26 protein-coding genes are annotated in these 26,027 nt (G+C 72.8%); 20 read left to right on the forward strand and 6 right to left on the reverse strand.

The genetic code is table 11. The features are described from left to right. Nucleotides 1–20 precede the first annotated feature (20 nt). From AIF0345_RS06915 to AIF0345_RS06990, 16 genes are all read left to right on the forward strand, one after another. Nucleotides 21–1,157 carry a glycosyltransferase family 4 protein gene (locus tag AIF0345_RS06915; protein WP_268917061.1) on the forward strand — a complete coding sequence of 379 codons (1,137 nt, stop codon included), beginning with the start codon at nt 21–23 and terminating at the stop codon, nt 1,155–1,157. Between the two features lie 60 nt (nt 1,158–1,217). Next, a complete protein-coding gene (locus AIF0345_RS06920) occupies nt 1,218–2,957 on the forward strand; it encodes a CTP synthase (RefSeq protein WP_268917060.1) in 1,740 nt (579 codons plus the stop codon). After that, nucleotides 2,954–3,622, forward strand: coding sequence for an NUDIX domain-containing protein (locus AIF0345_RS06925; protein WP_268917059.1), 669 nt, complete (start codon nt 2,954–2,956; stop codon nt 3,620–3,622). Before AIF0345_RS06920 ends, AIF0345_RS06925 begins: the two co-directional genes overlap by 4 nt. 194 nt (nt 3,623–3,816) lie before the next feature. Continuing rightward, a complete protein-coding gene (locus tag AIF0345_RS06930; RefSeq protein ID WP_268917058.1) occupies nt 3,817–4,821 on the forward strand; it encodes a LacI family DNA-binding transcriptional regulator in 1,005 nt (334 codons plus the stop codon). Nucleotides 4,822–4,913: 92 nt separating this feature from the next. Continuing rightward, complete coding sequence (locus AIF0345_RS06935; protein ID WP_268917057.1) at nt 4,914–6,197, forward strand: extracellular solute-binding protein; 1,284 nt, start codon at nt 4,914–4,916, stop codon at nt 6,195–6,197. A gap of 70 nt (nt 6,198–6,267) precedes the next feature. Further along, nucleotides 6,268–7,176 carry a carbohydrate ABC transporter permease gene (locus AIF0345_RS06940; protein ID WP_043559275.1) on the forward strand — a complete coding sequence of 303 codons (909 nt, stop codon included), beginning with the start codon at nt 6,268–6,270 and terminating at the stop codon, nt 7,174–7,176. Between the two features lies 1 nt (nt 7,177). Next, nucleotides 7,178–8,113, forward strand: a complete 936-nt coding sequence (locus AIF0345_RS06945; RefSeq protein WP_268917056.1) for a carbohydrate ABC transporter permease — start codon at nt 7,178–7,180, stop codon at nt 8,111–8,113. A 3-nt stretch (nt 8,114–8,116) separates the two neighbouring features. Then, complete coding sequence (locus AIF0345_RS06950) at nt 8,117–9,070, forward strand: glycoside hydrolase family protein (protein WP_268917055.1); 954 nt, start codon at nt 8,117–8,119, stop codon at nt 9,068–9,070. 282 nt (nt 9,071–9,352) lie between these two features. Continuing rightward, a complete protein-coding gene (locus AIF0345_RS06955) occupies nt 9,353–10,087 on the forward strand; it encodes a helix-turn-helix transcriptional regulator (protein ID WP_268917054.1) in 735 nt (244 codons plus the stop codon). Next, a complete protein-coding gene (sufB, locus tag AIF0345_RS06960; protein WP_268917053.1) occupies nt 10,084–11,523 on the forward strand; it encodes a Fe-S cluster assembly protein SufB in 1,440 nt (479 codons plus the stop codon). The genes AIF0345_RS06955 and sufB overlap by 4 nt, the downstream gene beginning before the upstream one ends. Nucleotides 11,524–11,615: 92 nt before the next feature. After that, nucleotides 11,616–12,878 (forward strand): Fe-S cluster assembly protein SufD, encoded by a 1,263-nt coding sequence (gene sufD / locus AIF0345_RS06965; RefSeq protein ID WP_268917052.1) that lies wholly within the window; start codon nt 11,616–11,618, stop codon nt 12,876–12,878. Between the two features lie 65 nt (nt 12,879–12,943). Beyond that, a complete protein-coding gene (gene sufC / locus AIF0345_RS06970) occupies nt 12,944–13,699 on the forward strand; it encodes a Fe-S cluster assembly ATPase SufC (protein WP_043559262.1) in 756 nt (251 codons plus the stop codon). A 72-nt stretch (nt 13,700–13,771) separates the two neighbouring features. Beyond that, complete coding sequence (locus tag AIF0345_RS06975) at nt 13,772–15,109, forward strand: aminotransferase class V-fold PLP-dependent enzyme (protein WP_268917051.1); 1,338 nt, start codon at nt 13,772–13,774, stop codon at nt 15,107–15,109. Between the two features lie 2 nt (nt 15,110–15,111). After that, nucleotides 15,112–15,624, forward strand: coding sequence for a Fe-S cluster assembly sulfur transfer protein SufU (gene sufU, locus AIF0345_RS06980; RefSeq protein WP_285297757.1), 513 nt, complete (start codon nt 15,112–15,114; stop codon nt 15,622–15,624). A gap of 12 nt (nt 15,625–15,636) precedes the next feature. Beyond that, nucleotides 15,637–16,014, forward strand: coding sequence for a metal-sulfur cluster assembly factor (locus AIF0345_RS06985; protein WP_229118300.1), 378 nt, complete (start codon nt 15,637–15,639; stop codon nt 16,012–16,014). 285 nt (nt 16,015–16,299) lie between these two features. Beyond that, entirely contained in the window at nt 16,300–16,497 is a 198-nt protein-coding gene (locus AIF0345_RS06990) for a DUF350 domain-containing protein (RefSeq protein ID WP_311136111.1), read from the forward strand. Here AIF0345_RS06990 and AIF0345_RS06995 read toward each other — a convergent pair. The 4 genes from AIF0345_RS06995 to AIF0345_RS07010 form a co-directional block, all read right to left on the reverse strand. Then, complete coding sequence (locus tag AIF0345_RS06995; protein WP_268917049.1) at nt 16,487–16,933, reverse strand: hypothetical protein; 447 nt, start codon at nt 16,931–16,933, stop codon at nt 16,487–16,489. The two genes, AIF0345_RS06990 and AIF0345_RS06995, sit on opposite strands and share 11 nt — an antisense overlap. Nucleotides 16,934–17,002: 69 nt before the next feature. Further along, entirely contained in the window at nt 17,003–17,476 is a 474-nt protein-coding gene (locus AIF0345_RS07000; protein ID WP_268917048.1) for a flavodoxin, read from the reverse strand. Between the two features lie 523 nt (nt 17,477–17,999). Continuing rightward, nucleotides 18,000–18,812: a MerR family transcriptional regulator gene (locus AIF0345_RS07005; protein ID WP_268917046.1), complete on the reverse strand. Its 813-nt coding sequence runs from the start codon at nt 18,810–18,812 to the stop codon at nt 18,000–18,002. Nucleotides 18,813–18,884: 72 nt separating this feature from the next. Further along, the gene (locus AIF0345_RS07010; RefSeq protein WP_285297758.1) at nt 18,885–19,055 is read right to left on the reverse strand and encodes a hypothetical protein; all 171 of its coding nucleotides are present in this window, start codon (nt 19,053–19,055) and stop codon (nt 18,885–18,887) included. Nucleotides 19,056–19,216: 161 nt separating this feature from the next. On the opposite strand from AIF0345_RS07010, the gene AIF0345_RS07015 reads away from it, so the two are divergent. Together AIF0345_RS07015 and AIF0345_RS07020 are read left to right on the forward strand one after the other, a co-directional pair. Continuing rightward, complete coding sequence (locus tag AIF0345_RS07015) at nt 19,217–20,260, forward strand: quinone-dependent dihydroorotate dehydrogenase (RefSeq protein WP_268917044.1); 1,044 nt, start codon at nt 19,217–19,219, stop codon at nt 20,258–20,260. A 118-nt stretch (nt 20,261–20,378) separates the two neighbouring features. After that, nucleotides 20,379–21,608 carry an MFS transporter gene (locus AIF0345_RS07020; RefSeq protein WP_052374564.1) on the forward strand — a complete coding sequence of 410 codons (1,230 nt, stop codon included), beginning with the start codon at nt 20,379–20,381 and terminating at the stop codon, nt 21,606–21,608. A 44-nt stretch (nt 21,609–21,652) separates the two neighbouring features. On the opposite strand, the gene AIF0345_RS07025 is transcribed toward AIF0345_RS07020, so the two are convergent. Both AIF0345_RS07025 and AIF0345_RS07030 read right to left on the reverse strand, forming a co-directional pair. Then, on the reverse strand, nt 21,653–22,660 hold the full coding sequence (locus AIF0345_RS07025) for an aldo/keto reductase family protein (protein ID WP_268917043.1): 1,008 nt from the start codon (nt 22,658–22,660) through the stop codon (nt 21,653–21,655). A 34-nt stretch (nt 22,661–22,694) separates the two neighbouring features. Beyond that, nucleotides 22,695–23,294 carry a DUF3043 domain-containing protein gene (locus tag AIF0345_RS07030; protein ID WP_043559236.1) on the reverse strand — a complete coding sequence of 200 codons (600 nt, stop codon included), beginning with the start codon at nt 23,292–23,294 and terminating at the stop codon, nt 22,695–22,697. Nucleotides 23,295–23,334: 40 nt separating this feature from the next. Here AIF0345_RS07030 and AIF0345_RS07035 point away from each other — a divergent pair, with 40 nt between their 5' ends. Continuing rightward, entirely contained in the window at nt 23,335–24,774 is a 1,440-nt protein-coding gene (locus tag AIF0345_RS07035) for a dipeptidase (protein ID WP_268917042.1), read from the forward strand. A 16-nt stretch (nt 24,775–24,790) separates the two neighbouring features. After that, nucleotides 24,791–25,984, forward strand: coding sequence for a glycerate kinase (locus tag AIF0345_RS07040; protein ID WP_043559392.1), 1,194 nt, complete (start codon nt 24,791–24,793; stop codon nt 25,982–25,984). The last annotated feature ends 43 nt before the right edge of the window (nt 25,985–26,027 follow it).

Below are 26,027 nucleotides of genomic sequence, written 5' to 3' on the forward strand. Positions count from 1 at the left end.
GAGCTCTGGCAGAAGAGGACATGGATCCCGAGGCAGATCGGCGTCCGCGGGCCGCCGGGCGCCGGCAGCGCGTCCTGGAGGCGTGCGGCTCGGCCGCGGGGGGAGTGCGCGCGCACCTGGGCGACTGCGCCCGGCTGCTGGCGCGGGCGGGCCACGACGTCATCGTCGAGGCGCCCGACGCCGCCCTGGAGGGCCTCGACCTGGGCGGGGCACGGGGGGAGGGCCTCGAGATCGGTCCCGGGCCAGGCCCGGGCGACCCCGCCGTCGTCGCCAGGCTGCGGCGCCTGGGGCGGCGCGCCGACGTCGTCCACGCCCATGGCCTGCGCGCCGGCGCCCTCGCCGCCCTGGCGCTGGGACGACGCCGCCCCGGCCGCACCCGCCTGGTCGTGACCCTTCACAACCTCACGGTCGGCGGGCGGCTGACGCGCGCCGTCGGCGAGCGCCTGGAGCGGCTCGTCGCCGCGCGCGCCGACCTGGTCCTGGCCGTGAGCCCCGACCTGGCCGAGCGCGCCGCCGCCAGGGGGGCGGCACGGGTCGAGATCGCCGTCATCCCCGCGCCGCCGCGCACCCCGACCGGCGCGGCGCCCCACGCTCCCTCGGCGGAGCCGGCCTGGCGGGGCCCGGGGCGGCGGCTGCTGACGGTGGCCAGGCTGGCGCCCCAGAAGGGCATCGGCCTGCTGCTGGACGCCGCGGCGGTGCTGCAGTCTCGCGTGGACGGCGGCGAGCTGCCCGCCTTCGTGTGGGCGCTGGCCGGGGAGGGGCCGGCGGCCCGGGCCGCGCGCGAGCGGGCGGCCGCCGAGGAGCTGCCCGTCAGGGTCCTGGGCGGGCGCGAGGACGTCCCCGTTCTTCTCGCGGAGGCCGACGTCGTCGTCCAGACGAGCCTGTGGGAGGGCCAGCCGCTGGCCATCCAGGAGGCCCTGCGCGCCGGCGCCGCCATCGTGGCCACCGACGTCGGCGGAACCGCCCTGACGGCCCGCGGCGGCGCCGTCCTGGTCGCCCCCGACGCGCAGGCCCTGGCCGACGCCGTCGCCGCCCTGCTGGCCGACGACGCGGCGCGCGAGGCCGCCCGCGGGCGGGCCCGCCTGGCCGCGGGCGGCCTGCCCACCGCCGACGACCTCGCGGACCAGCTCGCCGGGCACGTCCTGGAACAGGAGTGAGACGGGCGCGGGCCGCGCGTGCACCGCGGCCGGGCCCCGGACCTGCTAAGTTGAAGGCCCGTGAGCTCCAACCGCGCACGCCTGAGTGGAAACCTGCCTGACGTACCCCGGCACGTCTTCGTCACCGGGGGCGTCGTCTCCTCGCTCGGAAAGGGGCTCACGGCCTCCAGCCTGGGCCGGCTGCTGCGGGCCCGCGGCCTCGACGTGGTCATGCAGAAGCTCGACCCCTACATCAACGTCGACCCCGGCACCATGAACCCGTTCCAGCACGGGGAGGTCTTCGTCACCGAGGACGGCGCCGAGACCGACCTGGACATCGGCCACTACGAGCGCTTCCTGGACGTCGACCTCACCGGCGCCGCCAACGCCACCACCGGCCAGGTCTACTCCGCCGTCATCGCCAAGGAGCGGCGCGGGGAGTACCTGGGCGACACTGTCCAGGTCATCCCGCACATCACCGACGAGATCAAGCGCGTCATGCGGGCCCAGGCCGCCCCTGGCGCGGGCGGCGGGGTGCCCGACGTCATCATCACCGAGATCGGCGGCACGGTCGGCGATATCGAGTCCCAGCCCTTCCTGGAGGCCGCCCGCCAGGTGCGCGCCGACCTGGGAAGGGAGAACGTGGCCTTCGTGCACGTCTCCCTCATCCCCTTCCTGAGCGCGGCCGGCGAGCTCAAGACCAAGCCCACCCAGCACTCGGTGGCGGCGCTGCGCAGCATCGGCATCCAGCCCGACGCCCTGGTGCTGCGCACCGACAGGCCCCTGCCTGAGGGCGTCAAGAGCAAGGTCGCCCTCATGTGCGACGTCGAGGCCCCCGCCGTCATCGAGTGCAAGGACGCCGCCAGCATCTACGAGGTGCCGCCCACCCTGCACCGCGAGGGGCTGGACGCGTTCCTCGTCCAGCGCCTGGCCCTGCCCTTCCGGGACGTGGACTGGACCGAGTGGAACGGGCTGCTCGACCGCGTGCACAACCCCCGCTACCGCGTCGAGGTGGCCCTGGTGGGCAAGTACGTCGACCTGCACGACGCCTACCTGTCGGTCTCGGAGGCCATCCGCCACGGCGGGTTCGCCGGCAACGCCCGCGTCGACATCCGCTGGGTCGCCTCCGACGCCTGCGAGACACCGCAGGGCGCCCAGCGCGCCCTGGCGGGCGTCGATGCCGTCGTCGTGCCCGGCGGCTTCGGGGTGCGCGGCATCGAGGGCAAGCTCGGCGCGCTGCGCTGGGCCCGCGAGCACAGGGTCCCCACCCTGGGCCTGTGCCTCGGCCTGCAGTGCATGGTCATCGAGGCCGCCCGCAACCTGCTCGCCCTGGCGGCCGCCTCATCGACGGAGATGGAGCCCGAGACCCCCGACCCGGTGGTCACCACCATGGACTCCCAGCGCCAGTTCGTCACCGGCGGGGGAGACCTCGGCGGCACCATGCGGCTGGGCGCCTGTCCCGCGGTGCTCACGCCCGGCTCGATCGTGGCGGAGGCCTACGGCGCCACCGAGGTCTGCGAGCGCCACCGCCACCGCTTCGAGGTCAACAACGCCTACCGGGAGCGCCTGGCCTCCGTCGGCCTGCGCGTGACGGGCACCTCGCCGGACGGGCACCTCGCCGAGCTCGTCGAGCTCGACCGCGACCTGCACCCCTACTACGTGGGCACCCAGGCCCACCCCGAGTTCAGGTCCCGGCCGACCCGGGCTCACCCGCTCTTCGCCGGCCTGATCAGGGCGGGCCTGGAGCGCCGCCGCGACCTCTACGCCTCCCACCGGCAGGAGCCGAGCGGGGCGAGCAACGAGGAGGGGAAGAGGCAGTGAGCCACGCCGAGCTCGAGGACACCCGAGACGGCGGCCGCAGGGTCGGCGCGCACGAGCGAGTGTGGAGCGGTCCGATCTTCACCGTCGACGACGAGGAGCTCGTCCTGGCCGAGGGTCAGGAGCCGGTGCGCCGGCAGATCGTCGCCCACCACGACGCCGTGTCGATCGTGGCGCTGCGGGAGGGGCCGGACTCCTCCCGGGCCGACGGCGCCGCGGAGATCCTCATGGTGCGCCAGTACCGCCACCCCGTGAGCGCCATGCTCTGGGAGGTGCCAGCCGGCCTGCTCGACGTGCCCGGGGAGGCCCCGCTTCTCGCGGCGCGGCGCGAGCTGGCCGAGGAGACCGACTTCGCGGCCGCGCGCTGGGACGTGCTGGCCGACTTCTACGCCTCGCCCGGCTTCACCACCGAGGGCGTGCGCTCCTACCTGGCCCGGGACCTGCACATGCTGGCGCCGCAGGAGCGGGTGCGGCGCGAGGCCGAGGAGGCCGAGTTCGTGCCCACCTGGTTCCGCCTCGACGACGCGGTCGCCGCGGTGGTGTCCGGGCGGCTGCACAACCCCTCGACAGTCGTGGGTGTCCTCGCCGCCGCCCAGGCGCGCTCGCGCGGCTGGAGGGGCCTGCGCGCCGCCGACGCCGAGTGGCTCAGGAGCCCGCGGAGCCTGTAGGTCGGCGCAGGCCGCGGACGCGCCGGGCCGCCTGTCACGGTGACCGGCGGCCGACGGTCCGCCGCAGCGACGAGCAGGAGCGACGAAAGCCCGGCTATATGGACGTTAATCGGTTGACGTAACGTCTGTCACGAGGCATGATGGTTCCAGCCGGGCCGCGGGCCCGGCGCGCTTCCGACCCGGGAAGGAGGGCGATGACGACCCTCGGCGAGGTGGCCGCCGCGGCGGGCGTGTCCACCGCCACCGCCTCGCTCGTCCTGTCCGGAAAGGACAAGGGACGGGTCTCCCGCAAGACCGCCGAGCGCGTCCGCCTCACCGCGGACTCCATGTCCTACGTGCGCGACGCCCTCGCGGGGGGCATGCGCAACCGCAGGACCCGCACCGTCGGCGTCCTGGGTGAGCAGGTCCTGTCCACCCCCTACGCGGTCGCCATGATCGACGCCATCCTGACCGCCAGCCGCGAGCTCGGTTGGTCCGTCCTGCTCACCGACTCCGGCGGTCAGGAGGGGCAGACCCGCCGAGCCGTGCGCGAGCTGCGGTCCCGCCGGGTCGATGCCATCATCCACGCCGCGATGTACCACCAGGAGGTGCGCGTCCCGCCGGAGGCCGCCAACGTGGCCGTCCTCAACGGCTTCACCGACCGCGACGACGTCGTCGGCGTGGTGCCCGACGAGGAGACCGCCGGCTGGGAGGCGGCGCGGCACCTGATCGGCCTCGGCCACCGGCGCATCGCCTACGTGACCGATGACTCCGGCGCCATCGCCGTCGGCCTGCGCCGGGCCGGCTACGAGCGGGCGCTGGCCGAGGCGGGGCTTGAGACCGATGCGGGCCTGGTCGTCTCCGGCCCGAGCACCCCCGCCGGCGCCGACGCCGCCGCCCGGGCCGCCCTGGACCGGGGCGACCGCCCCACCGCCGTCTTCTGCTTCAAGGACGAGATCGCCGCCGCCGTCTACAGGCAGGCCGCCCGGCTGGGCCTGCGCATCCCCGCCGAGCTGTCCGTCGTCGGCTTCGACGACCTGGCCCTGATCTCCACCAACCTGGCCCCGCCACTGACCACCATGCGCCTGCCCCACTACGAGATGGCGGACTGGCTCGTCAGGGGCCTGATCGACCGCACCCTGCCCGACCCGCCGGCCACCATCCGGTTTCACTGCGAGCTCGTCGAGCGGGCCTCCACCGCACCGCCCGGCGGCGCCTGACCCCCGGGCGCGCACCCGCCGCACACCGCCGGATCCAGTGGACCGGCGACCCGCACCCACCAGGTAGACACAGTAGACACGAAGGAGCGCCCATGTTTCCCAGCCGCCGAGCACTTCTCGGCCTCGGAGCCACCGCCGCGGCGAGCGCGGCCCTGTCCGCCTGCTCATCCCAGGGCGGGTCCAGGCCCGGCACGCTGACGCTGTGGACCCACAGCGCCGGCGGCACCGACGAGTACGCGGTCATCGAGACGATCGCCAACGACTTCAACGCGGCCAACCCCGGCACGAAGATCCAGATCACGGCGTTCCCGCAGGCGGTCTACAACGACTCCATCGTCACGGCCGCCGCCGCGCACGAGCTCCCCGACATCCTCGACCTCGACGGCCCGATCATGCCGAACTGGGCATGGTCCGGCTACCTGGCGCAGCTGGACCTCCCGACCTCGCTGACGGACGCGATGGTGGACTCCGCCAAGGGCCACTTCAACGGCGCCCTCTACTCGGTCGGCCCCTACGACACCTCGCTGTGCTTCCTGGCCCGCAGATCCGCCTTCCAGGCGGCCGGCATCACCGTCCCGACCATCGCCAGGCCCTGGACCAGGGCCGAGTTCGACGCCGCCCTCAAGAGGCTCTCCGAGCTGCCCGACTACGAGCTCGCCGTTGACATGAGCGTGTGGGACACCGCCGAGTGGTGGCCCTACGCCTACGCGCCCATGCTCCAGTCCTTCGGCGGCGACATTATCGACCGCGACACCCTCACCACCGCCGACGGGTTCCTCAACGGCTCCGACGCCGTCGCCTTCGGCACCTGGTTCCGCAGCCTGTTCGCCGACGGCCTGGCCTCCCAGACCCCCGGGACGGACGGCACCGACTTCCTCCAGGGCAAGGTCCCCATGGTCTACGCCGGCGGCTGGAAGGTCCTCAAGGCGCAGGAGACCTTCGGCGCCGAGGAGGTCCTCATCCTCCCGCCGGTCGACTTCGGCAAGGGCGCGAGGGTCGGAGGCGGCTCGTGGCAGTGGGCGGTCTCGGCGAGCTCGAAGAACCAGGAGACGGCGACCAGGTTCATCGAGTTCCTCATGCAGGACGACTACCTCGTGATGTACTCCGACGCCATCGGCACCTACCCGTCGATCGAGTCCGCCATCCCCGGCACCCAGAACTACGGGGCGGGCAGGCCCCTGGAGCCCGTCTACGAGATCGGCAAGGCCTACGCGCTCCTGCGGCCGGCGACGCCCGGCTACAAGGTCATCTCCTCGGTCGTCGACAAGGCCCTCCACGACATCGTCTCCGGCGCCGACGTCCGCAAGACGCTCGACCAGGCCGTCAAGGACATCGACGCCGACATCAGGGCCAACGACGGCTACCGGGCCGAGTAACCGCGGCCCCACCCAGCTCCGATCCATGCGATCCGGCGGGGCGCCGTCTTGCCGGGAAGGGAAGACCACCATGTCAACTGACAGGCGCAAGGGGCGCCGGTCCGCGCTGCGCAGGGAGGCGCGCCAGGCCTGGCTCATGTCCTCGCCGGCGCTCATCCTCCTGCTGCTCTTCATGGGCATCCCCATCCTGCTGACATTCCTCCTGTCCTTCACCAACGCGCGTCTCATCTCGCCCCGCCCGCCGAGCTTCGTGGGCCTGAACAACTTCATCCGCGCATTCACCGGCGACTCGTCCTTCATCCGGTCCCTGACCAACACGGCGCTCTTCGCCCTGGTCGTCGTGCCCTGCCAGTCCGCCCTGGCCCTCGCCCTGGCCATCCTGGTCAACGCCAAGGTCAAGGGGGTGACGGCCTTCCGCACCATGATCTTCATGCCGGTGGTCACCTCCATGGTCGTCGTCTCCATCCTGTGGAGCTTCTTCTACGAGGACGACGGCCTGTTCAACTCCGCGCTCAACACCATCACCGGCGGCGCCTGGACCGCCGTGGCCTGGCTCAACAACCCGGGCACCGCCATGCCCGCGATCATCGTGCTGTCCATCTGGCAGGCCGTGGGCCTGCACATGATCATCTGGCTGTCGGGCCTGCAGGGCATCGACCCCGCCCTCTACGAGGCCGCCGACCTCGACGGCGCGGGCGGCTGGCAGCGCTTCCGCTACGTGACCTGGCCCGGACTGCGCTCCACCATGGTGTTCATCCTGGTCACCATCACCATCGCGGCCCTGGGCCTGTTCGTCCAGGTCGACGTCATGACCTCCGGCGGGCCGCAGGACGCGACATCCACCCTCGTCTACCACGCCGTGCGCAAGGGCTACCGCGAGCAGGACATGGGCTACGGAAGCGCGATCTCCCTGATCTTCTTCCTGGCCGTGCTCGCCATCTCGCTCATCCAGCGCCGCCTCACCCGGGAGAAGGACTGACATGACCACCAGCAACACGGGCACCGCCGGCCGCACCGCCGTCGAGAAGGGGCACGGCCGGGCGGCCTCCAGGACCCGCGCCAGGATCCTCACCTACGCCGGACTCGTGATCGCCTCCGCCCTGGCCGTCTTCCCGCTGCTGTTCATGGTGTTCTCCTCGCTCAAGGCCGACGACCAGATCTTCGCCGACCTGGGCGGCCTCAGGGCCTTCCTGCCGGTGGGCCGCCTGAGCCTGGAGAACTACACGGGCGTCTTCGAGCGCGTCCCCGCGGGCAGGTTCATCCTCAACTCGGTCATCGTCACCGCGTGCATCGTGGGCCTGGGCCTCGTGGTCAACTCGATGATCGGCTTCGCCATCTCGCGCATGCGGTGGAGGGGCAAGAGCCTCGTGCTCTCCCTGGTCCTGGCCACCCTCATGGTCCCCTTCGAGACCATCGCGGTCCCCCTGGTGTACTGGGTGGTCAAGCTGCCCTCGGTCACCTGGGCGGGCGACGGCTTCCTGCTCAAGCAGGGGATGCTCAACACCTACCAGGTGCAGATCCTGCCCTTCGTGGCCAACGCGCTGGCGATCTTCCTTTTCGCCCAGCACTTCGGCGACATCCCCAAGGAGATCGACGAGGCCGCCCGGGTCGACGGCGCCGGCTGGTGGACGATCTACCGGCGGATCGTGGTGCCCCTGTCCGGGCCGACCTTCGCCACTGTCGCCATCATCACCATGCTGCCGGCCTGGAACTCCTACCTGTGGCCGCTCATGGTCGTCCAGGCGGAGTCCATACGCCCGGTGAGCGTGGGAATGCAGTACTTCTTCCAGCTCAACCCCGTATGGGGCCAGATCATGGCCTACGGCACGCTCATCACCCTGCCGGTGCTGGTCGTCTTCGTCCTGTTCCAGCGCTCCTTCGTGCAGTCGCTGGCCGGCACCGCGGTCAAGGGCTGAGCCGTGGCGCTGCGCCTGCCCGACCACTGGCTGTGGGACCACTGGATCGCCGACGACGGCGAGCGGTACCACCTGTTCTTCCTGCGCGCCTCGCGGGCGCTGCACGACCCCCAGCGCCGCCACATGAACGCGTCGATGGGGCACGCGGTGTCCGACGACGCCCGCAGCTGGGAGCTGGTCCCGGACGCGCTGGTGGCCTGCGAGGGCCCCGCCTTCGACGACAGGGCGGTCTGGACCGGGTCCACCGTGGTCAGGCCCGACGGCTCCCTGCGGGTGTTCTACACGGGGATCTCCCGCGCCGAGGCGGGGATGGTCCAGCGCATCGGCTGGGCGGACTGCGCCGACGGCGTCACGTTCGAGCGCGCGACGAGCGAGCCGCTGGTGGCCGACGGGCGCTGGTACCAGAAGTGGGCCCCGGGCTGCGGCTACGACGAGGCCTGGCGCGACCCGTTCGTGTTCCTCCACGACGACGGGCGGTGGCACATGCTGATCACGGCCCGCGCCAAGGGCGCGGACGTCAAGCACGCGGGCGTCGTCGGCCACGCGGTCTCCGACGACCTGGACCACTGGGAGGTGGCGCCCCCGCTGACCGGGCCGTCCGTGTTCGGCCATCTGGAGGTCAGCCAGTCCCGGACGGTGCAGGGACGCCACCTGCTGGTCTTCTCCTGCGGGCAGGACATGCAGGCCGAGCCGGGGCCCGGCGGCGTCTGGGTCGCCGAGGGGGGCGGACCGCTCGGCCCCTGGGACGTCGACCGCGCCCGCTACGTGCGCCCCGAGCACCTCTACGCCGGCCAGCTGCTCCGCCTGCGCGACGGCGAGTGGGTCTTCACGGGCTTCACCGACACGGTCGACGGCGTCTTCGTCGGCTGCGCACCCGACCCGATCCCCTGGCGGGAGGTCCGGCTCGTCGAGCGGGACCGAGGCGCGGCGCCGCGGCCCGCGTCCCGGCGGGCCTGACTCGCGTCTTCTCGCGGCGGGGCCGGGCCGCCACCACCGGGGCCGACCCCGCCGCCGGGCGCGCTCCGCACCCGCCCGACCGGTTTCCGCCATTGGCGAAATAATCGTGAACGCGATTCGCTTTTGTGCGTCATGCGTGCTCGATTCCACGTCGAGACAGGGCGTCTGGAACTTGCCAGCGTTGAATATGGGAAGGAAGATCTTGGTTAAAGTTGGATGGAGACACCGGCCGACCCGGTGGCCCATCGCTTGTGGAACCGACGCGGCGAAGGAGGGGCAGGCATGAGTCACGCCGATGACGACTCCACGCGTGCCCGCGTCCTCGATCTCATTGTCGCCAAGGGCCCCGTGTCCGCCGCGCAGCTCGCCAAGATCCTCTCCCTGACCCCGGCGGCCGTCAGACGCCACATCACGGCCCTGGAGGAGGACGGCGAGATCCAGGTGCACACCGCGGCCCCGCCCGGAAAGCGCGGACGCGGGCGGCCGGCCCGCCACTATGTGGCCACCCGCGCCGCCCGGACCACCTTCGCCGAGGGCTACTCCGAGATCGCCAACCGGGCCCTGTCCTACCTCCAGCAGGTCGCCGGGGACAAGGCGCTGGACTCCTTCGCCGCCTCGCGCGGGCGGGACCTCGAACGGCGGTACATGTCGGTCGTCGAGGCGGCCGGCAAGGACCCGGCCGACCGGGCCCGCGCGCTGGCCGACGCCCTGACCCTGGACGGTTACGCGGCCACCATTCGCGATGTCGGAGACGGCACCTACGCCGTCCAGCTGTGCCAGGGGCACTGCCCCGTGCGCGACGTCGCCGGCAAGTTCCACGAGCTGTGCGAGGCCGAGACCCAGGCCTTCTCCCGGCTCCTGGGCGTGCCCGTACAGCGCCTGGCCACCCTGGCCGGGGGCGAGCACGTGTGCACCACTCACATTCCCATAGCCATGCCGACCCTGCGCAGGCGCGCGGTCCGGGCGGCCGCGGGCAGGCGCGGCCGGCGGGCCGAGCGAACGGAAGGAACCCGATGACACTACCCACGACCGATGCGCCTCGCGTGAGCGACGACGAGATCATCGACTCGATCTCGACCACCTACGACTTCGGCTGGCACGACTCCGACGAGGCCGGCCGGAATGCCAGGCGCGGTCTCGACGAGCAGGTCGTTCGGGAGATCTCGGCGCTCAAGGGCGAACCGGAGTGGATGCTCGCCAAGCGGCTCAAGGCGTACGAGATCTTCGAGCGCAAGCCCATGCCGACCTGGGGCATCGACCTCTCGCCCCTCGACCTGGACGAGGTCAAGTACTTCGTGCGCTCCACCGACCGGCCCGCCACGTCCTGGGACGACCTGCCCGAGGACATCAGGACCACCTACGACCGTATCGGCATCCCCGAGGCCGAGCGCGAGCGGCTCGTGTCCGGGGTCGCCGCCCAGTACGAGTCCGAGGTCGTCTACCACCAGATCCGCGGCGACCTGGAGCAGCAGGGCGTCATCTTCCTCGACACCGACACCGCCCTCAAGGAGCATCCCGAGCTGGTGCGCGAGTACTTCGGCACCGTGATCCCCGCCGGGGACAACAAGTTCGCCGCGCTCAACACGGCCGTGTGGTCCGGCGGCTCCTTCATCTATGTGCCGCCCGGCGTCCACGTCGAGATCCCCCTCCAGGCCTACTTCCGCATCAACACCGAGAACATGGGCCAGTTCGAGCGCACGCTCATTATCGCCGACGAGGACTCCTACGTGCACTACGTCGAGGGCTGCACCGCCCCCATCTACTCCACGGACTCCCTGCACGCGGCGATCGTGGAGATCATCGTCAAGAAGAACGCCCGCGTGCGCTACACGACCATCCAGAACTGGTCCAACAACGTCTACAACCTCGTCACTCAGCGGGCCACCTGCGCCGAGGGCGCCACCATGGAGTGGGTGGACGGCAATATCGGCTCCAAGCGCAACATGAAGTACCCGGCCGTCTTCCTCATGGGGCCCCACGCCCGCGGCGAGGCCCTGTCCATCGCCTTCGCCGGCGAGGGGCAGCACCAGGACACCGGCGCCAAGATGATCCACATGGCGCCCCACACCTCCAGCCACATCGTCTCCAAGTCGATCTCCCGGGGCGGGGGCCGCTCCGGCTACCGGGGGCTGGTCCAGATCCTGAAGAACGCCCGCCACTCCAAGTCCAACGTCCTGTGCGACGCCCTGCTGGTCGATGAGATCTCGCGCTCCGACACCTACCCCTACGTGGACGTGCGCACCGACGACGTCGAGATGGGCCACGAGGCGACCGTGTCCAAGGTGAGCGCCGACCAGCTCTTCTACCTCATGCAGCGCGGGCTGACCGAGACCGAGGCCATGGCCACCATCGTGCGCGGCTTCGTCGAGCCCATCGCCCGCGAGCTGCCCATGGAGTACGCCCTGGAGCTCAACCGCCTCATCGAGCTGCAGATGGAGAACTCGGTGGGCTGAGACCGCCGACACCACCGGCTCCCGCCGGCCTCGCCCACGTCCTCATCATGATCCCACCAGCCGCCGGGCACCGCCCGGCACAGGAGTGCTCAATGCCCGATCTTCTCACCGACCACTCGCACGCGTCGCTGGAGGGAGCACACTCCCACGGCCCCGCCCGTTACGTCTCCTCGCGGGCCGACCGGCCCACGTCCTTCGAGCCGGCCGACATCCCGGTGCCGGGCGGCCGCGAGGAGGAGTGGCGCTTCACCCCCATGAGGCGCTTCGCCCCCCTGTTCGACCTCGAGGCCGTCCGCGCGGCGACCGGCGGGGGCGGGGCCCTCGACGCCGCCGTGGACGCCCCCCGGGGCGTCACGGTCGAGACCGTCACCCGCGACGACGCCCGCATCGGCTCCGTCGGCGCGCCCGTGGACCGCACCGGCATCACGGCCTGGGCCGGCTTCACCGAGGCCACCGTGCTGACGCTCACCGCCGGCGCCGAGCTGGACCGCGCCGTCCGCCTGACCGTTGCGGGCCACGACCCGGGTCTCGACCTCCCCACCGCCCAGCACATCCACATCGCCGCGCAGCCGGGCGCCAGGGGCACGGTGCTCCTGGACCACACCGGCACCGCGGCGCTGACCCAGGGCGTGGAGGTCGCCGTCGCCGACGGCGCCGAGCTGACCCTGGTGACCGTCCAAGGCTGGGAGGACGCCGCCGTCCACGCCTCCAACCACCGGGTGCGCGTCGAGGGGCGCGGCGTCCTCAGGCACGTCGTCGTGAGCCTCGGCGGGGACGTGCGCATCTGCTCCGACCTCGGCTTCTGCGGGGAGGGCGGGCGCATCGAGGCCTTCGGCGTGTACTTCACCGACGCCGGCCAGCATCAGGAGCACCGGCCCTACGTCGCCCACACCGAGCCGCACTGCTACTCGCGCATCACCTACAAGGGCGCCCTCCAGGGCAGGGGCGCCCACGCCGTGTGGGTGGGGGACTGCCTCATCGGCGCCGGCGCCCGCGGCACCGACACCTACGAGCTCAACCGCAACCTCGTCCTGACCGAGGGCGCCAAGGCCGACTCCATCCCCAACCTCGAGATCGAGAACGGCAATATCGAGGGGGCGGGCCACGCCAGCGCCACCGGCCGCTTCGACGACCAGCAGCTGTTCTACCTGCGCGCCCGCGGCATCCCCGAGATCGAGGCCCGCCGCCTGGTCGTCCTGGGCTTCTTCAACGAGATCGTCGCCGAGATCGGCGTCCCCGAGGTCGAGGAGCGGCTCATGGCCGCCATTGAGAAGGAGCTCGAGCTCACCGGCCTCGTCTCCGCCCGCGAGCCCGACGACTCTGACGACTCTGACGACTCTGACGACACGGCCTGAGCCCTGAGAGCGGCGGCACCCGCCCCCACGACACATTGAACAGACTTTCCCCCGGAAGAACACACATGAGCACTCTCGAGATCAACAACCTCCACGTCCAGGTCGCCACCAACGACGGTCCCAAGCCCATTCTCAAGGGCGTCAACCTCTCGGTCGGATCCGGCGAGGTCCACGCCATCATGGGCCCCAACGGCTCGGGCAAGTCGACCCTGGCCTACTCCATCGCCGGCCACCCCGACTACGAGGTCACCGACGGCCAGGTCCTCCTCGACGGCGTCGACCTGCTGGAGATGAGCGTGGACGAGCGCGCCCGCGCCGGCCTCTTCCTGGCCATGCAATACCCCGTCGAGGTCCCCGGCGTCACCGTCGCCAACTTCCTGCGCACCGCCAAGACCGCCATCGACGGCCATGCGCCCAAGGTCCGCCAGTGGGTCAGCCAGGTCAACGAGGCCATGAAGAACCTGCGCATGGACTCCTCCTTCTCCCAGCGCGACGTCAACGCCGGATTCTCCGGAGGCGAGAAGAAGCGCTTCGAGATCCTCCAGATGGAGCTGCTGCAGCCCCGCTTCGCCGTGCTCGACGAGACCGACTCCGGCCTGGACATCGACGCCCTGCGCATCGTCTCCGAGGGCGTCAACCGCCTCCACGACTCCTCCGAGGCCGGCTTTCTCCTCATCACCCACTACACGCGCATCCTGCGCTACATCACGCCCAGCCACGTCCACGTCTTCGTGGCCGGCCACGTCGCCGAGGAGGGCGGCCCCGACCTGGCCGAGCGCCTCGAGCTGGAGGGCTACGACCGCTACCTCTCCCTGTCCTGAGGCGCTCGGGGCACGGCCCGCCCGCCTGTGCCCTCAGCCGCTGCCCGATTCTCGCCAGGAGGCGCAATACCCATGACACTGCACGATCCGGAGGCGGTCCGGGCGCTGACCGCGGCCGAGGTCGACGCCGTCCGCGCCGACTTCCCCTACCTGGAGCGGCCCGCCCGCAACGGGGAGCCGCTGGCCTACCTCGACTGGGCCGCGACGTCTCAGAAGCCCTCCTGCGTCATGGCCCGGGAAGCGGAGTTCCTCTCCCTGAGCAACGGCGCGGCCGGGCGCTCCACCTACCAGATCGCCGACGAGGCCACCCAGTCCTGGGAGGACGCCCGCGACGCCGTCGCCGCCTTCGTCGGCGCCCGGGGCGGCCAGCTCGTCTTCACCAAGAACGCGACCGAGGCGATCAACCTCGTGGCCCTGGCGATCGGGCACGCCAGCCTCGGCCGTCCCGCCGCGCGCGGGGGGGCGGCCGCGGACGACGCCGACCCCGCCCGCCGTCTGGCGGTCGGTGCGGGCGACGAGATCGTCGTCACCCGCGCTGAGCACCACGCCAACCTCGTGCCCTGGCAGGAGCTCGCCGCCCGCACCGGGGCGGGCCTGCGCTGGCTCGACCTGACCGAGGACGGGCGCATCGACCCGGCCACAGCCGACGCCGTCACCGACCGCACCCGCGTGCTCGCCCTGACCCACGCCTCGAACGTCACCGGGGCGATCACGCCCCTGGCAGACATCCTGCCGGCGGCCCGCGCGGCCGGCGCGCTCGTCGTGCTGGACACCTGCCAGTCGGCGGCCCACCTGCCGCTCGACTTCGCCGCCCTGTCCGACGCCGGCGTGGACGCCATGGCCCTCTCCAGCCACAAGATGCTCGGCCCCACCGGCGTCGGCGCGCTGGTGGCCACCGAGGCGCTGCTCGACGCCATGCCGCCGGTGCTCACCGGCGGCTCCATGATCGAGGTCGTCACCATGGAGTCCTCGACCTACATGCCCGCCCCCGCCCGGTTCGAGGCCGGCAGCCAGCCGCTGGCCCAGGCGGCGGGCTGGGGCACGGCGGTCGGCTACCTGGCGCGACTGGGCATGGACCGCCTCCACGCGGGGGAGCTGGCGCTCACCCGGCGGGTGCTCGACGGGCTCGCCGCCATCGAGGGAGTGCGCCTGCTGGGCCCGGCCGACACGACCGGGCGCCTCGGCGTCGTCGCCTTCACCGTCGCCGGCGTCCACCCCCACGACGTCGGGCAGGTCCTCGACGCCGCCGGCGTGGCCGTGCGCACCGGGCACCACTGCGCCCAGCCGATCCACGCGCACTTCGGCGTGGCGTCCTCGTCGCGGGTATCCTTCGGGCCGACCAGCACCTCCGCCGAGGCCGATCGCCTCCTCGAGGCCGTCGCCTCGGTCCGCAGCTACTTCCGAAGGTGAGCATGAACGACCTCGACCAGCTCTACCAGCAGGTGATCCTCGACCACTCCCGCGAGCGGCACGGGCATGGAGCCCTGACCGATCCCGACGCGACCAGCCACCAGGTCAACCCCACCTGCGGCGACGACATCGAGCTGGGGGTGCGCGTCCGGGACGGCAGGGTCGTCGCCATGGGCTGGGAGGGCGACGGCTGCTCGATCTCCCAGGCCTCCATCTCCGTCATGCACGACCTCGTCGACGGCGCCGACCTGGCCACGGTCGCCCGCCTGGAGAAGGACTTCGACGTCCTCATGCACTCCCGCGGACGCGGCGTGGGGGACGCCGTCCTGGACGAGCTCGAGGACGGCGCCGCCTTCGAGGGCGTCTCGAAGTACCCCAACCGCGTCAAGTGCGCCCTCCTGGGGTGGATGGCGCTCAAGGACGCCCTGGTCAAGGCCGGCGCGGTGCCGCCGGCCGGGCCTGACCGGGCCCGGCCGGACGCCCCTGAATCTCACGCGACCTCACCATCAACCTAAGGAGGAGCCATGATGAGCGAGACCCGTGCCGCCGGCCCGGACAACCCCATGGCCGCCCAGCACACCCCGGCCGTCGGCGGCGATGCCGACGTCGCGGCGATCGAGGAGGCCCTGCGCGACGTCATCGACCCCGAGCTCGGCATCAACGTCGTCGACCTCGGCCTGCTCTACGGCGTCGCCATCGAGCCCGACGGCACGATCGTGCTCGACATGACGCTGACGACCGCGGCCTGCCCGCTGACCGACGTCATCGAGGAGCAGGCCCAGCAGGCCCTCGGCCTCATCGCCGACAAGGTCCGCATCCAGTGGGTGTGGCTGCCGCCGTGGGGCCCGGACAAGATCACCCCCGAGGGCCGCGAGCAGTTGCGCGCTCTGGGCTTCAACGTCTGAACCGGGTGCCGCGGGCCGTACTCGGGCGAGCCGGTTCCGGCGGCAGGGTCGGGGAGATCTCCCCACGGCGGCGGGCGGACCGTGTATTGCCCGCCTTCGAGCGCCCTTGCTAGGGTCCGTCCATGCGTTCCGCGAGTATCCGCCCAGCGCGCTCAGCGAGCGCCGAGATACCGAGATACTGAGAAGTACTGAGGAAGCGATGAAGGGGGAGGCTCCATGCACCAGCTCGTGAGCACGGCCGTGAGCACGGCCGATGACTCGGGACTGCCGGCTGGGCTCAACGGAATGGTCATTCTCGCCACCGTGCTCTATGCGGTCCTGGGCGTCCTGCTTCTCATGCTCTTCGCCTGGCTGATCAACCTGATCTTCAAGCTGGATCTTCGCAGGGAGCTGATCGAGGATCAGAACCCGGGGCTCGGCCTGGCCTTCGCGGGGACCGCCATTGCGATCGCCATCATTATCTCGGCGACCATCAGCGCCTGAGCCCCGCCTTCCCGGAACGGATCGCGGCGCCCAGGGCCGCCAGGGGGAGCAGCCAGGGCCCGAGCCGCCACGCGGGTGACAGGACGTAGTCGCCGTACTCGTAGGCGAGGCTCGCCACGGCGGCGACGGCGCCCCAGACGAGGACGCACGCCCCCGAGGTGAGTGCCGCGCGCACGTGCCGGCCCCGCCGGGCCTGACGGACCGCCGGGTACATGCATGCGGCGAAGACCAGGGCGCTGACGGCCAAGAAGGTCGTCAGCACCGCCGGGTCGGGGAGCGTGCCGAAGGGGGCGTAGTGCGCTTCGCTGTCGCGGGCCGTCCAGTGCCCGATCAGCTGGTCGACCAGGGCCGCGGCCGCCAGGACGACGCCGGCGGTCACCGCCGCCCGGGCCGGGGCGCCGGCCCGGCCGCGAGACTCTGTCGAGGCTTCTGTCATGGGTACTCTCCTTACTCTCCTTCTGCGACTGGCTTTGCGACTGGGCGACGCGCGCGGGGAAGGGGTGCGTCAGACGAGCCCGGCGCCCCAGGCGCGGGCCGCCCGGGCCTCGTCCTCGTCGAGGGGGCCCTGGCCGCTTGCGACGACGAAGCTGTGAGTGTCGACGTTCCCGTGCCCGAGCATCTTGGCGATCCGCTTGGCGGCGGAGCCGCTGATCCAGTTGCGCTGGGTGACAGTGTCGACGGCGAGCACCCGTGTCCCAGCGGGGATGGTCGCGGCCTCCAGCCACTCGCGGATACCGGGCTCCTCAGGGGAGCCGCCCCTGTCCCGGGCCCGGCGCCTGCTGGCCGGGCTGGGCAGCCCCCGGTTGTGGGTGGGAGCCGCCAGGACGAGCAGGGACACGTCGTGGGGGACCGTCGTCGCGGCCCGGGCGGCCGGGACGACGTCGGCCCGGCCGCCGCCCTCCCGGAGGCCGGCGGCGACCTCCTCGGCGAGCGCCCGGGTGCTTCCGAAGCAGGACTCCACGATCAGCAGTGCCTTCACAGGCGTCTCCTTTCAGTCTCGTCCGCTTCTCGGACGACGGGGATGATGAGATGGGTGGTCGGGGCGGTTACCGGGCCGGCGGACACGCTCCGATCCTCACCCGTGACGCCGCGTCGTAGGCAAGAGGCGGGCCAACGGGCCGCGCCCGGAGACCGGGATCTCCATGTCGCGGTGCTCGGCTCCCAACACCCCTTGCACAGCTCCATCGTCAGGCTCACCGGTCCGGCGACGCGCAGCCGCCGGCCGCCCACAAGCAGGGGCTCCAGGAGCTCTCCCCGCCGGGATCCGTGGCGGCGCGCAGCCGGAATGGCGAGGCCCAGGTCCAGGCCGTCAACGGCCCGAAGCCGCCCGAAGGTCTTGGTCAGGCCGCCCACTGCGACGGCGGTGCGGTTGGCGCGAGATGTCATGGGCCCAGGCTCATGTGTGACGTTGCGTCGCACGCAAGCTCGTGTTTCCGTACCACCGGGGACGGCGATGACGGGGCTCGGTCCGGCGGCCTCGTCGAGGAGCCGTCGAGCGGGACTCAGGCCCGGCGCCAGTGGTCGATCGCAGCCAGGAGGCGGCGCTCGACGAGCGGCCCGATCCGGGCGTAGTGCGGGTCGACGTCCGCCATGAGGCGGAACAGCGAGCAGACCGCGGCGGTGTCGACCCGGCGGGCCAGGCGGCGCAGCTGGGCGCCGGTGAGCCGGCGCTCGAGGCGGGAGACGATCCAGTCGGCGTGCGCCTCCAGGTCGGCCTGGGAGGCGGCGTCGGCATCCCGGCCGTAGGCGGCCAGGGATGCGGCGTCCTCGACCTCGTCGGGCTCGGGGAAGAGGAGCTCGGCCTCGGGCGGCATCTGTCCGCGGTAGCAGGCCAGGTCGGTGATGTCGCGCTCGCGGCGCACGGCCGTGCGCGTCCGCTCGTCGGCGGCCCCGCGCTCCATCCTGTCGAAGAACTCGGCCATGCGCGGCGGCATGGGGGAGACGGTCGACCCCTCCTGGGCGCGTTCGAGCAGGTTCGCGAGCATGTCGCGCTGGCGGGCGACATCCGTCAGATGGTTCTCGACGGCGTCCAGGGCCGCACTCAGGTCCGCGACGACGTCCGGTGCCGGCGCCTGGCTGCCGCCCGAGCCGTCGGCGGACGCGGCGGGCTCGGCGTCCAGGACACGGGCAATCGTTTCCAGCGGGACCCCGGCCCGGGTCAGCCAGCGGATGCGGGAGAGCCGGGCGACGTGCGACAGCTCGTAGTCCCGCCACCCGCCGCGCTCGCCGGGCACGGGCAGCAGGCCCAGGGAGTGGTAGTAGCGCACGGTGCGCACCGTGGTCCCGGTCAGCCTGGCGATCTCCGCAACACGCACGCGCCCAGTCTGGCACGCCCGCCCCGACGGCGCCGTGAGCCTCCCGCGCTGGGCCGCGACCGGCCCGGGCCTTCAGAGCCGGGAGGCGTCGACGGCGAAGGTGCCCCGTCGCAGCGAGCCGGACTCCGTGCCGGTGGTCAGCCGGCGGACCCGCAGCTCGGAGGAGCCGTGCGTCCACGAGTCGGCCGAGGCGCTGCGCACCCATGTGCCCGCGTAGCAGTCGGTCTGCGGCTCCGGGCGCACCGGGTCCGGGGCGGCGCCCTCGCCCGTCGCGGTCGCATCTTTGACGTACGACCGCCCTGCCCCGCCCCATGACCGCGCCGACCGGGCAGAGACGAGCACCCGGACTCACTCATCCAGACGATTGGCTCCGGGGCGGCGGGCGGGCCGGGTACGCTGGTCGCGTGCTCTACGACCTGCTGTACAAGACCGTCCTGACGCGTACCGACCCCGAGCGGATTCACGACGTGTGCGTCGACGCCATCGAGGTCGTCAGCAGGGTCCCGCTGCTGCGCGACGTGGTGAGGCAGGTGTGGGGGCGCCGCCCCGCCTTCCCCGTGCCCAGCGCCAACCAGGGCGGCCCCCTCGTGCGGCCCGTGCCCGGCCTGCTGGGCCTGGCCGCCGGCATGGACAAGGAGGGGCTGGCCGTCGAGGGCATGGACATGCTCGGCTTCGGCTTCATCGAGGTCGGCACCTTCACCGCCCGCGCCCAGCCCGGCAACAACCGGCCCCGCATGTGGCGCTACCCGCGCACGCGGGCGATCCGCAACCGCATGGGCTTCAACAACTCCGGCGCCGACGAGGCCGCCCGCCGCCTGCGCCGCCTGCGCTCGAGCGTGCGGGGCCGCTCCATCGTCGTGGGCGCCAACATCGGCAAGACCAAGGCCACCGCGCTGGCCGGCGCCGTGGCCGACTACCGCTACTCGGCCGGCGCCGTGGCGCGCTGGGCCGACTATCTGGTCGTCAACGTCTCCAGCCCCAACACCCCCGGCCTGCGCAGCCTCCAGGACGTCGGCGCGCTGCGCCCCATCCTGGAGGCGGTGCGCGAGGCCGGCGACGCCGCCGCCCACCGCCACGTGCCGCTCCTGGTCAAGATCGCCCCCGACCTGGTAGACGAGGACATCGACGCCGTGGCCGACCTGGTCGCCGACATGGGTCTGGACGGGGTGGTCGCCACCAATACCACCATCGACCACGACCTCGGCGAGGGCGGCCTGTCCGGCGCCCCGCTGCTGCCGCGCTCCCTGGAGGTCGTGCGCCGCCTGCGCGACCGCCTGGGGGAGGGGCCCATCATTATCGGGGTGGGCGGCATCTCCTCCATTATGGACGCCGAGCTCATGCTCGACGCGGGCGCCGACCTGCTCCAGGCCTACACGGCCTTCGTCTACAACGGCCCGGCCTGGCCCGGTCGCATCAACCGGGCCCTGGCGACCATTCGCCGCCGCTGAGAGCGGGCGGATGCTGCTCGGCACCGGCATCTGATAGCCTGGCTCCCAACTAAGAGGGAGAAGAGGCTGCCCGTGGGGTCGGGCCGGCAGCCCGACGCCGTCTACCCCTCTGGTCGCTATGAGCACTTCCGACTCTTCTGCCCGTACTCTCCTGGAGGCGGCCGGACTCGGCTTCCTCGTCTGCGCCTACCTGGGGCGCCTCCCGGCCGCCATGAACCAGCTGGGCCTGCTCCTCGTCGTCTCCGCCGCGGGCCGGAGCCTGGCCCTGGCCGGCGCCGTGGTCGCTGCCGTCGGCCTGGGGACCGCGCTCGGGGCCCCGGCGGTCGGCCGTCTGCACGACCGCCTGGGAGCCTGGCGGGTCACAGCCTGCGCGCTCGTGGTCCAGACGGCCGCACTGGTCATCATCTGGTGCGCGGTGGGCCGCGCCTGGGCCGACTGGATCGTCCTGGCGGCCGGCGCCGTGATGGGCGCGGCCAACCCGCAGGCGGGGTCGGTCGCGCGCGCCGTGTGGTCTTCCATCGCACGCGCGAGCGAGCAGCCCGCCCGCGCCCTGAGGATCGTCCGCATCGGCATGGGCTGGGAGACGGCCGCCGATGAGACCAGCTTCGTCGTCGGGCCCGTCGCAGCCGGGGGCCTCGTCGCCCTCCTGGGGGCCCAGGGCGCCGTCGCGGCGCTCGGGACGCTGACCCTGGTCGGCGAGGGGCTGTTCATCGCCTGGCTGCTGACCCACCGGGACGCCGTCCGCCCGAGCGGAGAGCGGACCCGTCCGAGTGGGCGGGGCGCGCCGCGCACCGCCGCGCTCGGCGCGCCGGCGGGCGCCATGCTTCCCGTCCTCCTGGTCATTACGGGAGTCGGCGTCGTCTTCGGCACCACGCAGACGGCCCTGACGGCTGTTCACACCGCGCACGGCACCCCGGGGCTGACCGGCCCCGTGTACGGCTCCATGGGGATCACCTCGGCCATGGTCGGCTTCGTGAGCCCGGGCCTGCGCGTGGGGCGCCTGCGGAAGACTGCCACAGGCGGAGCCGTCGTCCTCCTGTGCTCCCTGGCGCTGATGAGCGTGCCGTCCACCCTCCTGGCCGAGGCCGTCATCCTGTGCCTGGGCGCGGGGGTGGGCGTGGTCCTGGTGACCTGCTACTCGCGCGTGGAGGAGATCACGTCCGCCGACCGCATTACCGGCGCCATGACCCTTGCCTCGACCGGCAACGTCCTGGGCGTCTCCCTGGGAAGCACGGTCACCGGGGTGATCGGGGACAACCTGCACCTGGGCAACCTGCCGGCCGTCGTGGCCGGGACGTGCATGATCGTGGTGGCCCTCATCGAGGCCGGTGCGCGGCGCCGGCGCTGAGCGGAGGAGCCCACCGGCGGCCACGACCGCCGGTGGGCCCGCCGTCAGGCCGGGCGCTTCTCCGGGGACCGGGTCAGCTCCGGGTCGCGGGCGACCACCTGGCCCAGGGCGGCGTCGACGGCCTCCATGACGTCGCCGCCCAGCTCGACGCCGGAGGCCTTGACGTTCTCGACCAGCTGCTCGGGACGGGAGGCCCCCACCAGGGCGGCGGAGACGTAGTCGTGCTGGAGGACCCAGGCGATCGCCAGCTGCGGCATGGTCAGCCCGGCCTCCGCGGCGATCGGCTGGAGCCGCTGGACGGCGGTGAGCACCTCGTCGGTCATCCAGCGGGCGATCATGCGCTTGCCGCCCTTCTCATCGGTGGCCCGCGACCCGGCAGGCGGCCGGTGGCCGGGCAGGTACTTGCCGGACAGGACGCCCTCGGCCATGGGGGACCACACGATCTGCCCCACGCCCAGCTCGGTGGATGCCGGCACGACGCGCTCCTCGATGACCCGCCACAGCGCCGAGTACTGGGGCTGGTTGGACACCAGGCGGAAGCCCATCCGGCAGGCGAGCTCCTGGCCGGCGCGGATCTGCTCCGCGGTCCACTCCGAGACCCCGATGTAGAGGGCCTTGCCGGCGCGCACGACGTCGGCGAAGGCCTGCATGGTCTCCTCCAACGGAGTCTCGTAGTCGTAGCGGTGCGCCTGGTAGAGGTCCACGTAGTCCGTGCCCAGGCGCCGCAGCGAGCCGTTGATGCCCTCCATAATGTGCTTGCGGGACAGGCCGACGTCGTTGGGGCCCTTGGGGCCGACGGGCCAGTAGACCTTGGTGAAGATCTCCAGGCCCTCGCGGCGCAGGCCCGCCAGAGCCCTGCCGAGGACCTCCTCGGCGACCGTGTTGGCGTAGACGTCGGCAGTGTCGAAGCTGGTGATGCCCAGGTCGAGAGCGGCGTGCACGCAGCGGACGGCGGTGTCGGTCTCCACCTGGGAGCCGTGGGTGAGCCAGTTGCCGTAGGTGATCTCCGTGACCTTCAGACCAGAGCTGCCGAGATGACGATAAGCGACCATGCTCACATCCTAGGGCCCCGGGCCCGCCTGCGGCTCAGGAGGGGTACTGACGGCGCGCCACCTGCGGGGAGGGCTGGCGCCAGCGGCGCAGGTTGAAGCAGCGCGAGAAGATGTACCAGAAGACCGTGCCCTGGGCCTTGACCCTGTCCTCCCCGAACTTGGCGTGCAGCCGGCGGCGCAGCAGCCACCAGCACACCACGGCATCGACGATGGACAGGAGGAACACCGCGTACAGGCCCATGATGAGCATCAGCCCGACCCCGGGCGCCCGCGTCTGAATGCCGATCATGACCACGATGAGCAGGATGCTCAGCGGCATGAAGGCCTCGCCCAGGCTGAAGCGGGCGTCCACGTAGTCGCGGATGTAGCGCTTGACCGGGCCCTTGTCGCGAGCCGGCAGGTAGCGCTCGTCGCCGGTGCGCATGGCCTCGCGCTGACGCCTCCAGGCCTCGTCCTGCTTCGCCCGGGCCTGCGCCTTGGCGGCCTTGCGGTCGGTGGGGACGACAGGGTGGAGGCGACGCGCCTCGGCGTCCCTGCGCTTGGGAGTGGCGCGACCCTTTCCGCCGGATTTGACGGGAGTTTCGACGGCGGGCTCGGGCTCGGGCGCAGCGGCGCGCTTCTTGAACAGCTTCACGTCGACAGGGTAGCGGCTCTCCCGCGATACCCTGCAAACCATGATTACCGCTGCCGCCCTGCGCTCCGCCGTCCACCAGTCCTTCGAGGCGATCGTCTCCGACCTGATCGAGCTCGTCGCCATCCCCTCCGTGTCCGCCTCCAGCCACGACCAGGCCCAGGTGCGCCGCAGCGCCGAGCACGTCGCCGGCCTGCTGCGGGACTCCGGCCTGGACGCCGAGGTCCTCTCCGCCCAGGGGCCCGACGGCGTCATGGGGCGCCCGGCGGTCCTGGCCCACCGCGAGGGCCCCGCCGGGTCCCCCCGCGTCCTCCTGTACGCCCACCACGACGTCCAGCCCGTCGGCGACCCCGGCGCCTGGGCGCAGGCCGACCCCTTCACCGCCGAGCGCCGCGGGGAGCGCCTCTTCGGCCGCGGCACCGCCGACGACGGCGCCGGCGTCATCACCCACGTCCACGCCCTGCGCACGCTCGCCGACCTCGGGGGAGGCGAGCTGCCCTGCTCGGTGACCGTGTTCATCGAAGGCGAGGAGGAGGTCGGCTCGCCCTCCTTCGAGGCCTTCCTGAACGCCCACCGCGAGCGGCTCGCCGCCGACGTCATCGTCGTCGCCGACTCCTCGAACTGGAAGGTCGGCGTCCCGGCCCTGACCACGTCCCTGCGCGGCGTCATCCAGGTCGATGTGCGCCTGGACGTCCTGGACCACGCCCTGCACTCCGGCCAGTACGGCGGCCCGGTCCTGGACGCCGTGACCTCCATGTGCCGTCTGGTGGCCACCCTCCACGACAAGCGCGGCGACGTCGCCGTGTCCGGCCTGGCCTCCCGCCCCCAGGCGGCTCCGGACTTCCCCGACTACTCCGAGGCCGAGTTCCGCGCCGATGCCGGCGTCCTGGACGGCGTCGAGCTGGTGGGCATCGGCGACCTCACCGCGCGCCTGTGGACCAAGCCGGCCCTGAGTGTCATCGGCATGGACGTCACCCCGCTGGAGCTGGCCGGCAACGTCCTGGCCCCCTCGTGCACGGCCCGCCTGTCCATGCGCATCGCCCCCGGGCAGGACCCGGCCGCGGCCGTGGAGGCGCTGCGCTCCCACCTGGAGGCCCGCGCCCCCTTCGGGGCCCGCCCGACCGTCACCCTGTGCGAGACCGGGCCCTCCTTCGACGGATCCTCGGACAGCCCGGCCGGGCACGCCGCCCGCTGGGCCCTGACCACCGCCTTCGGCCGCGACTGCGTCGACATCGGCCAGGGCGGCTCCATCCCCTTCATCTCCACCCTCCAGAAGACCTTCCCCGACGCCCAGGTGCTCGTCACCGGCATCGAGGACCCCGACACCCGCGCCCACAGCGAGGACGAGTCCATGCACCTGGGCGACCTGGAGCGCATTGTCACCGGCGAGGCGCTCCTGCTGGCGCGTCTGGGCGGGACGGTCGGCGAGGCCGAGGGCCCTGAGGGCCCTGAGGGCTCTGGAGGCGCCGAGGCGCACCGGTGAGCGGGGCGGCAGGCGCATGAGGGTCCTCCTGGCCACGGGGGCCATGTACCCCGAGCCGGGCGGCGTGCCCGTCGTCGCCCCGCACGCGGGCCTGGCCGCCGCCGACGTGGCGGCCGCGCTCGCGGCCGGGTGGAGGGCGCGGCGCGACGACGACGTGCTGACGGCGCTGCCGATTCCCGACGGCGGTCCGGGCACCGCCCAGGCCATCGGGGCCGAGAGCGTCTCCGCCCGGCGCGCCCTGCAGGCGTACAGCCCGCTCGGGGAGGTCCGCGAGGTCGACCTGCTGCAGCTTCGCGGGGCGCCCACGGCCTGGACGCGGGGCCGGGCGGGGCGCACCTGGCTGCTGGACGCGGCCCGGTTGACGGCCCTGCCCGTGGACGCCGAGCTGGCCGCCCGGGAGGCGCGCGAGGGCACGACCGACGGCCTGGGCGAGGCCCTCGCCCAGGCGCTGGCCCTCACGGGCGCCGGGGACACCCTCGTGGTCGGCCTGGCGCGCTCGGCGGTGCACGACGGCGGTCGCGGGCTGCTCGACGGCCTCGGCGGGCCGGCAGCGGCGCGCTCGCTCCTGGAGGAGCGGGAGGTGCTGCTGGCGCTTGCCGACGACATCGCCCTGGGCGGGCTGGCGGGGGCGGGTCAGGCCCTGACGACGCTGACGGCTCTGAGCCCCGCTGAGGCGCAGGAGCGCGACCGCCTGGCGTGCACGGCGGCCTCGCGGGCCATCGAGCTCATTGGCGCTCCGCGTCGCGGGGCGCTGGCCCTGGCGGGCGGCGCGGCCGGCGCCGCCGAGCGGCTGTCGGTGTCGTCCTGGGGGACGGGGGCCGCCGGGGGCGGCGCGGCCGTGCTGAGGGCCCTGGGGGCCCGGGCCGTGCCGGGAGCGCGGGCGATGGCGCACCTGCTGGGCCTGGACGACGCCATCAGCGGGCAGGACCTGGTGGTCACGAGCGCGGGGGAGGTCTACGACGTGCTCGCCGACAGCGTCGTCGCCGTGGTCGGCACGGCGGCGGGAGCTCTGGCGCTGCCCACCGTGCTCGTGGCGGGGCGGTCCATGGTCCCGCGCGGCGAGCTCGCCGGGGCCGGCGTCGTCAGCTCCTACGCCCTGGAGGACGCCGGAGGGGGCTCGCCCGCCGACTGGGTCTCGGGCGGGCCGGAGGCCGTCAAGAGCCGTCTGGCCGAGCTCGGGTCGCGGCTGGCCCGCTCCTGGTCGCGCTGACACCACCGGCCTGCTGGAGGGGGCGCCGTCAGCCGGCCTCCGC

This window comes from Actinomyces israelii, assembly GCF_030253495.1.
GTDB classification, from domain to species: Bacteria; Actinomycetota; Actinomycetes; order Actinomycetales; family Actinomycetaceae; genus Actinomyces; species Actinomyces israelii.

Coding starts and splice junctions, on each gene's coding strand:
- AIF0345_RS06915 (WP_268917061.1), top strand. CDS start 21: ATGGATCCCGAGGCAGATCGGCGTCCGCGGGCCGCCGGGCGCCGGCAG.
- AIF0345_RS06930 (WP_268917058.1), top strand. CDS start 3,817: ATGACGACCCTCGGCGAGGTGGCCGCCGCGGCGGGCGTGTCCACCGCC.
- AIF0345_RS06935 (WP_268917057.1), top strand. CDS start 4,914: ATGTTTCCCAGCCGCCGAGCACTTCTCGGCCTCGGAGCCACCGCCGCG.
- AIF0345_RS06940 (WP_043559275.1), top strand. CDS start 6,268: ATGTCAACTGACAGGCGCAAGGGGCGCCGGTCCGCGCTGCGCAGGGAG.
- AIF0345_RS06945 (WP_268917056.1), top strand. CDS start 7,178: ATGACCACCAGCAACACGGGCACCGCCGGCCGCACCGCCGTCGAGAAG.
- AIF0345_RS06955 (WP_268917054.1), top strand. CDS start 9,353: ATGAGTCACGCCGATGACGACTCCACGCGTGCCCGCGTCCTCGATCTC.
- sufB (WP_268917053.1), top strand. CDS start 10,084: ATGACACTACCCACGACCGATGCGCCTCGCGTGAGCGACGACGAGATC.
- sufD (WP_268917052.1), top strand. CDS start 11,616: ATGCCCGATCTTCTCACCGACCACTCGCACGCGTCGCTGGAGGGAGCA.
- sufC (WP_043559262.1), top strand. CDS start 12,944: ATGAGCACTCTCGAGATCAACAACCTCCACGTCCAGGTCGCCACCAAC.
- AIF0345_RS06975 (WP_268917051.1), top strand. CDS start 13,772: ATGACACTGCACGATCCGGAGGCGGTCCGGGCGCTGACCGCGGCCGAG.
- sufU (WP_285297757.1), top strand. CDS start 15,112: ATGAACGACCTCGACCAGCTCTACCAGCAGGTGATCCTCGACCACTCC.
- AIF0345_RS06985 (WP_229118300.1), top strand. CDS start 15,637: ATGAGCGAGACCCGTGCCGCCGGCCCGGACAACCCCATGGCCGCCCAG.
- AIF0345_RS06990 (WP_311136111.1), top strand. CDS start 16,300: ATGGTCATTCTCGCCACCGTGCTCTATGCGGTCCTGGGCGTCCTGCTT.
- AIF0345_RS06995 (WP_268917049.1), bottom strand. CDS start 16,933: ATGACAGAAGCCTCGACAGAGTCTCGCGGCCGGGCCGGCGCCCCGGCC.
- AIF0345_RS07020 (WP_052374564.1), top strand. CDS start 20,379: ATGAGCACTTCCGACTCTTCTGCCCGTACTCTCCTGGAGGCGGCCGGA.
- AIF0345_RS07025 (WP_268917043.1), bottom strand. CDS start 22,660: ATGGTCGCTTATCGTCATCTCGGCAGCTCTGGTCTGAAGGTCACGGAG.
- AIF0345_RS07035 (WP_268917042.1), top strand. CDS start 23,335: ATGATTACCGCTGCCGCCCTGCGCTCCGCCGTCCACCAGTCCTTCGAG.
- AIF0345_RS07040 (WP_043559392.1), top strand. CDS start 24,791: ATGAGGGTCCTCCTGGCCACGGGGGCCATGTACCCCGAGCCGGGCGGC.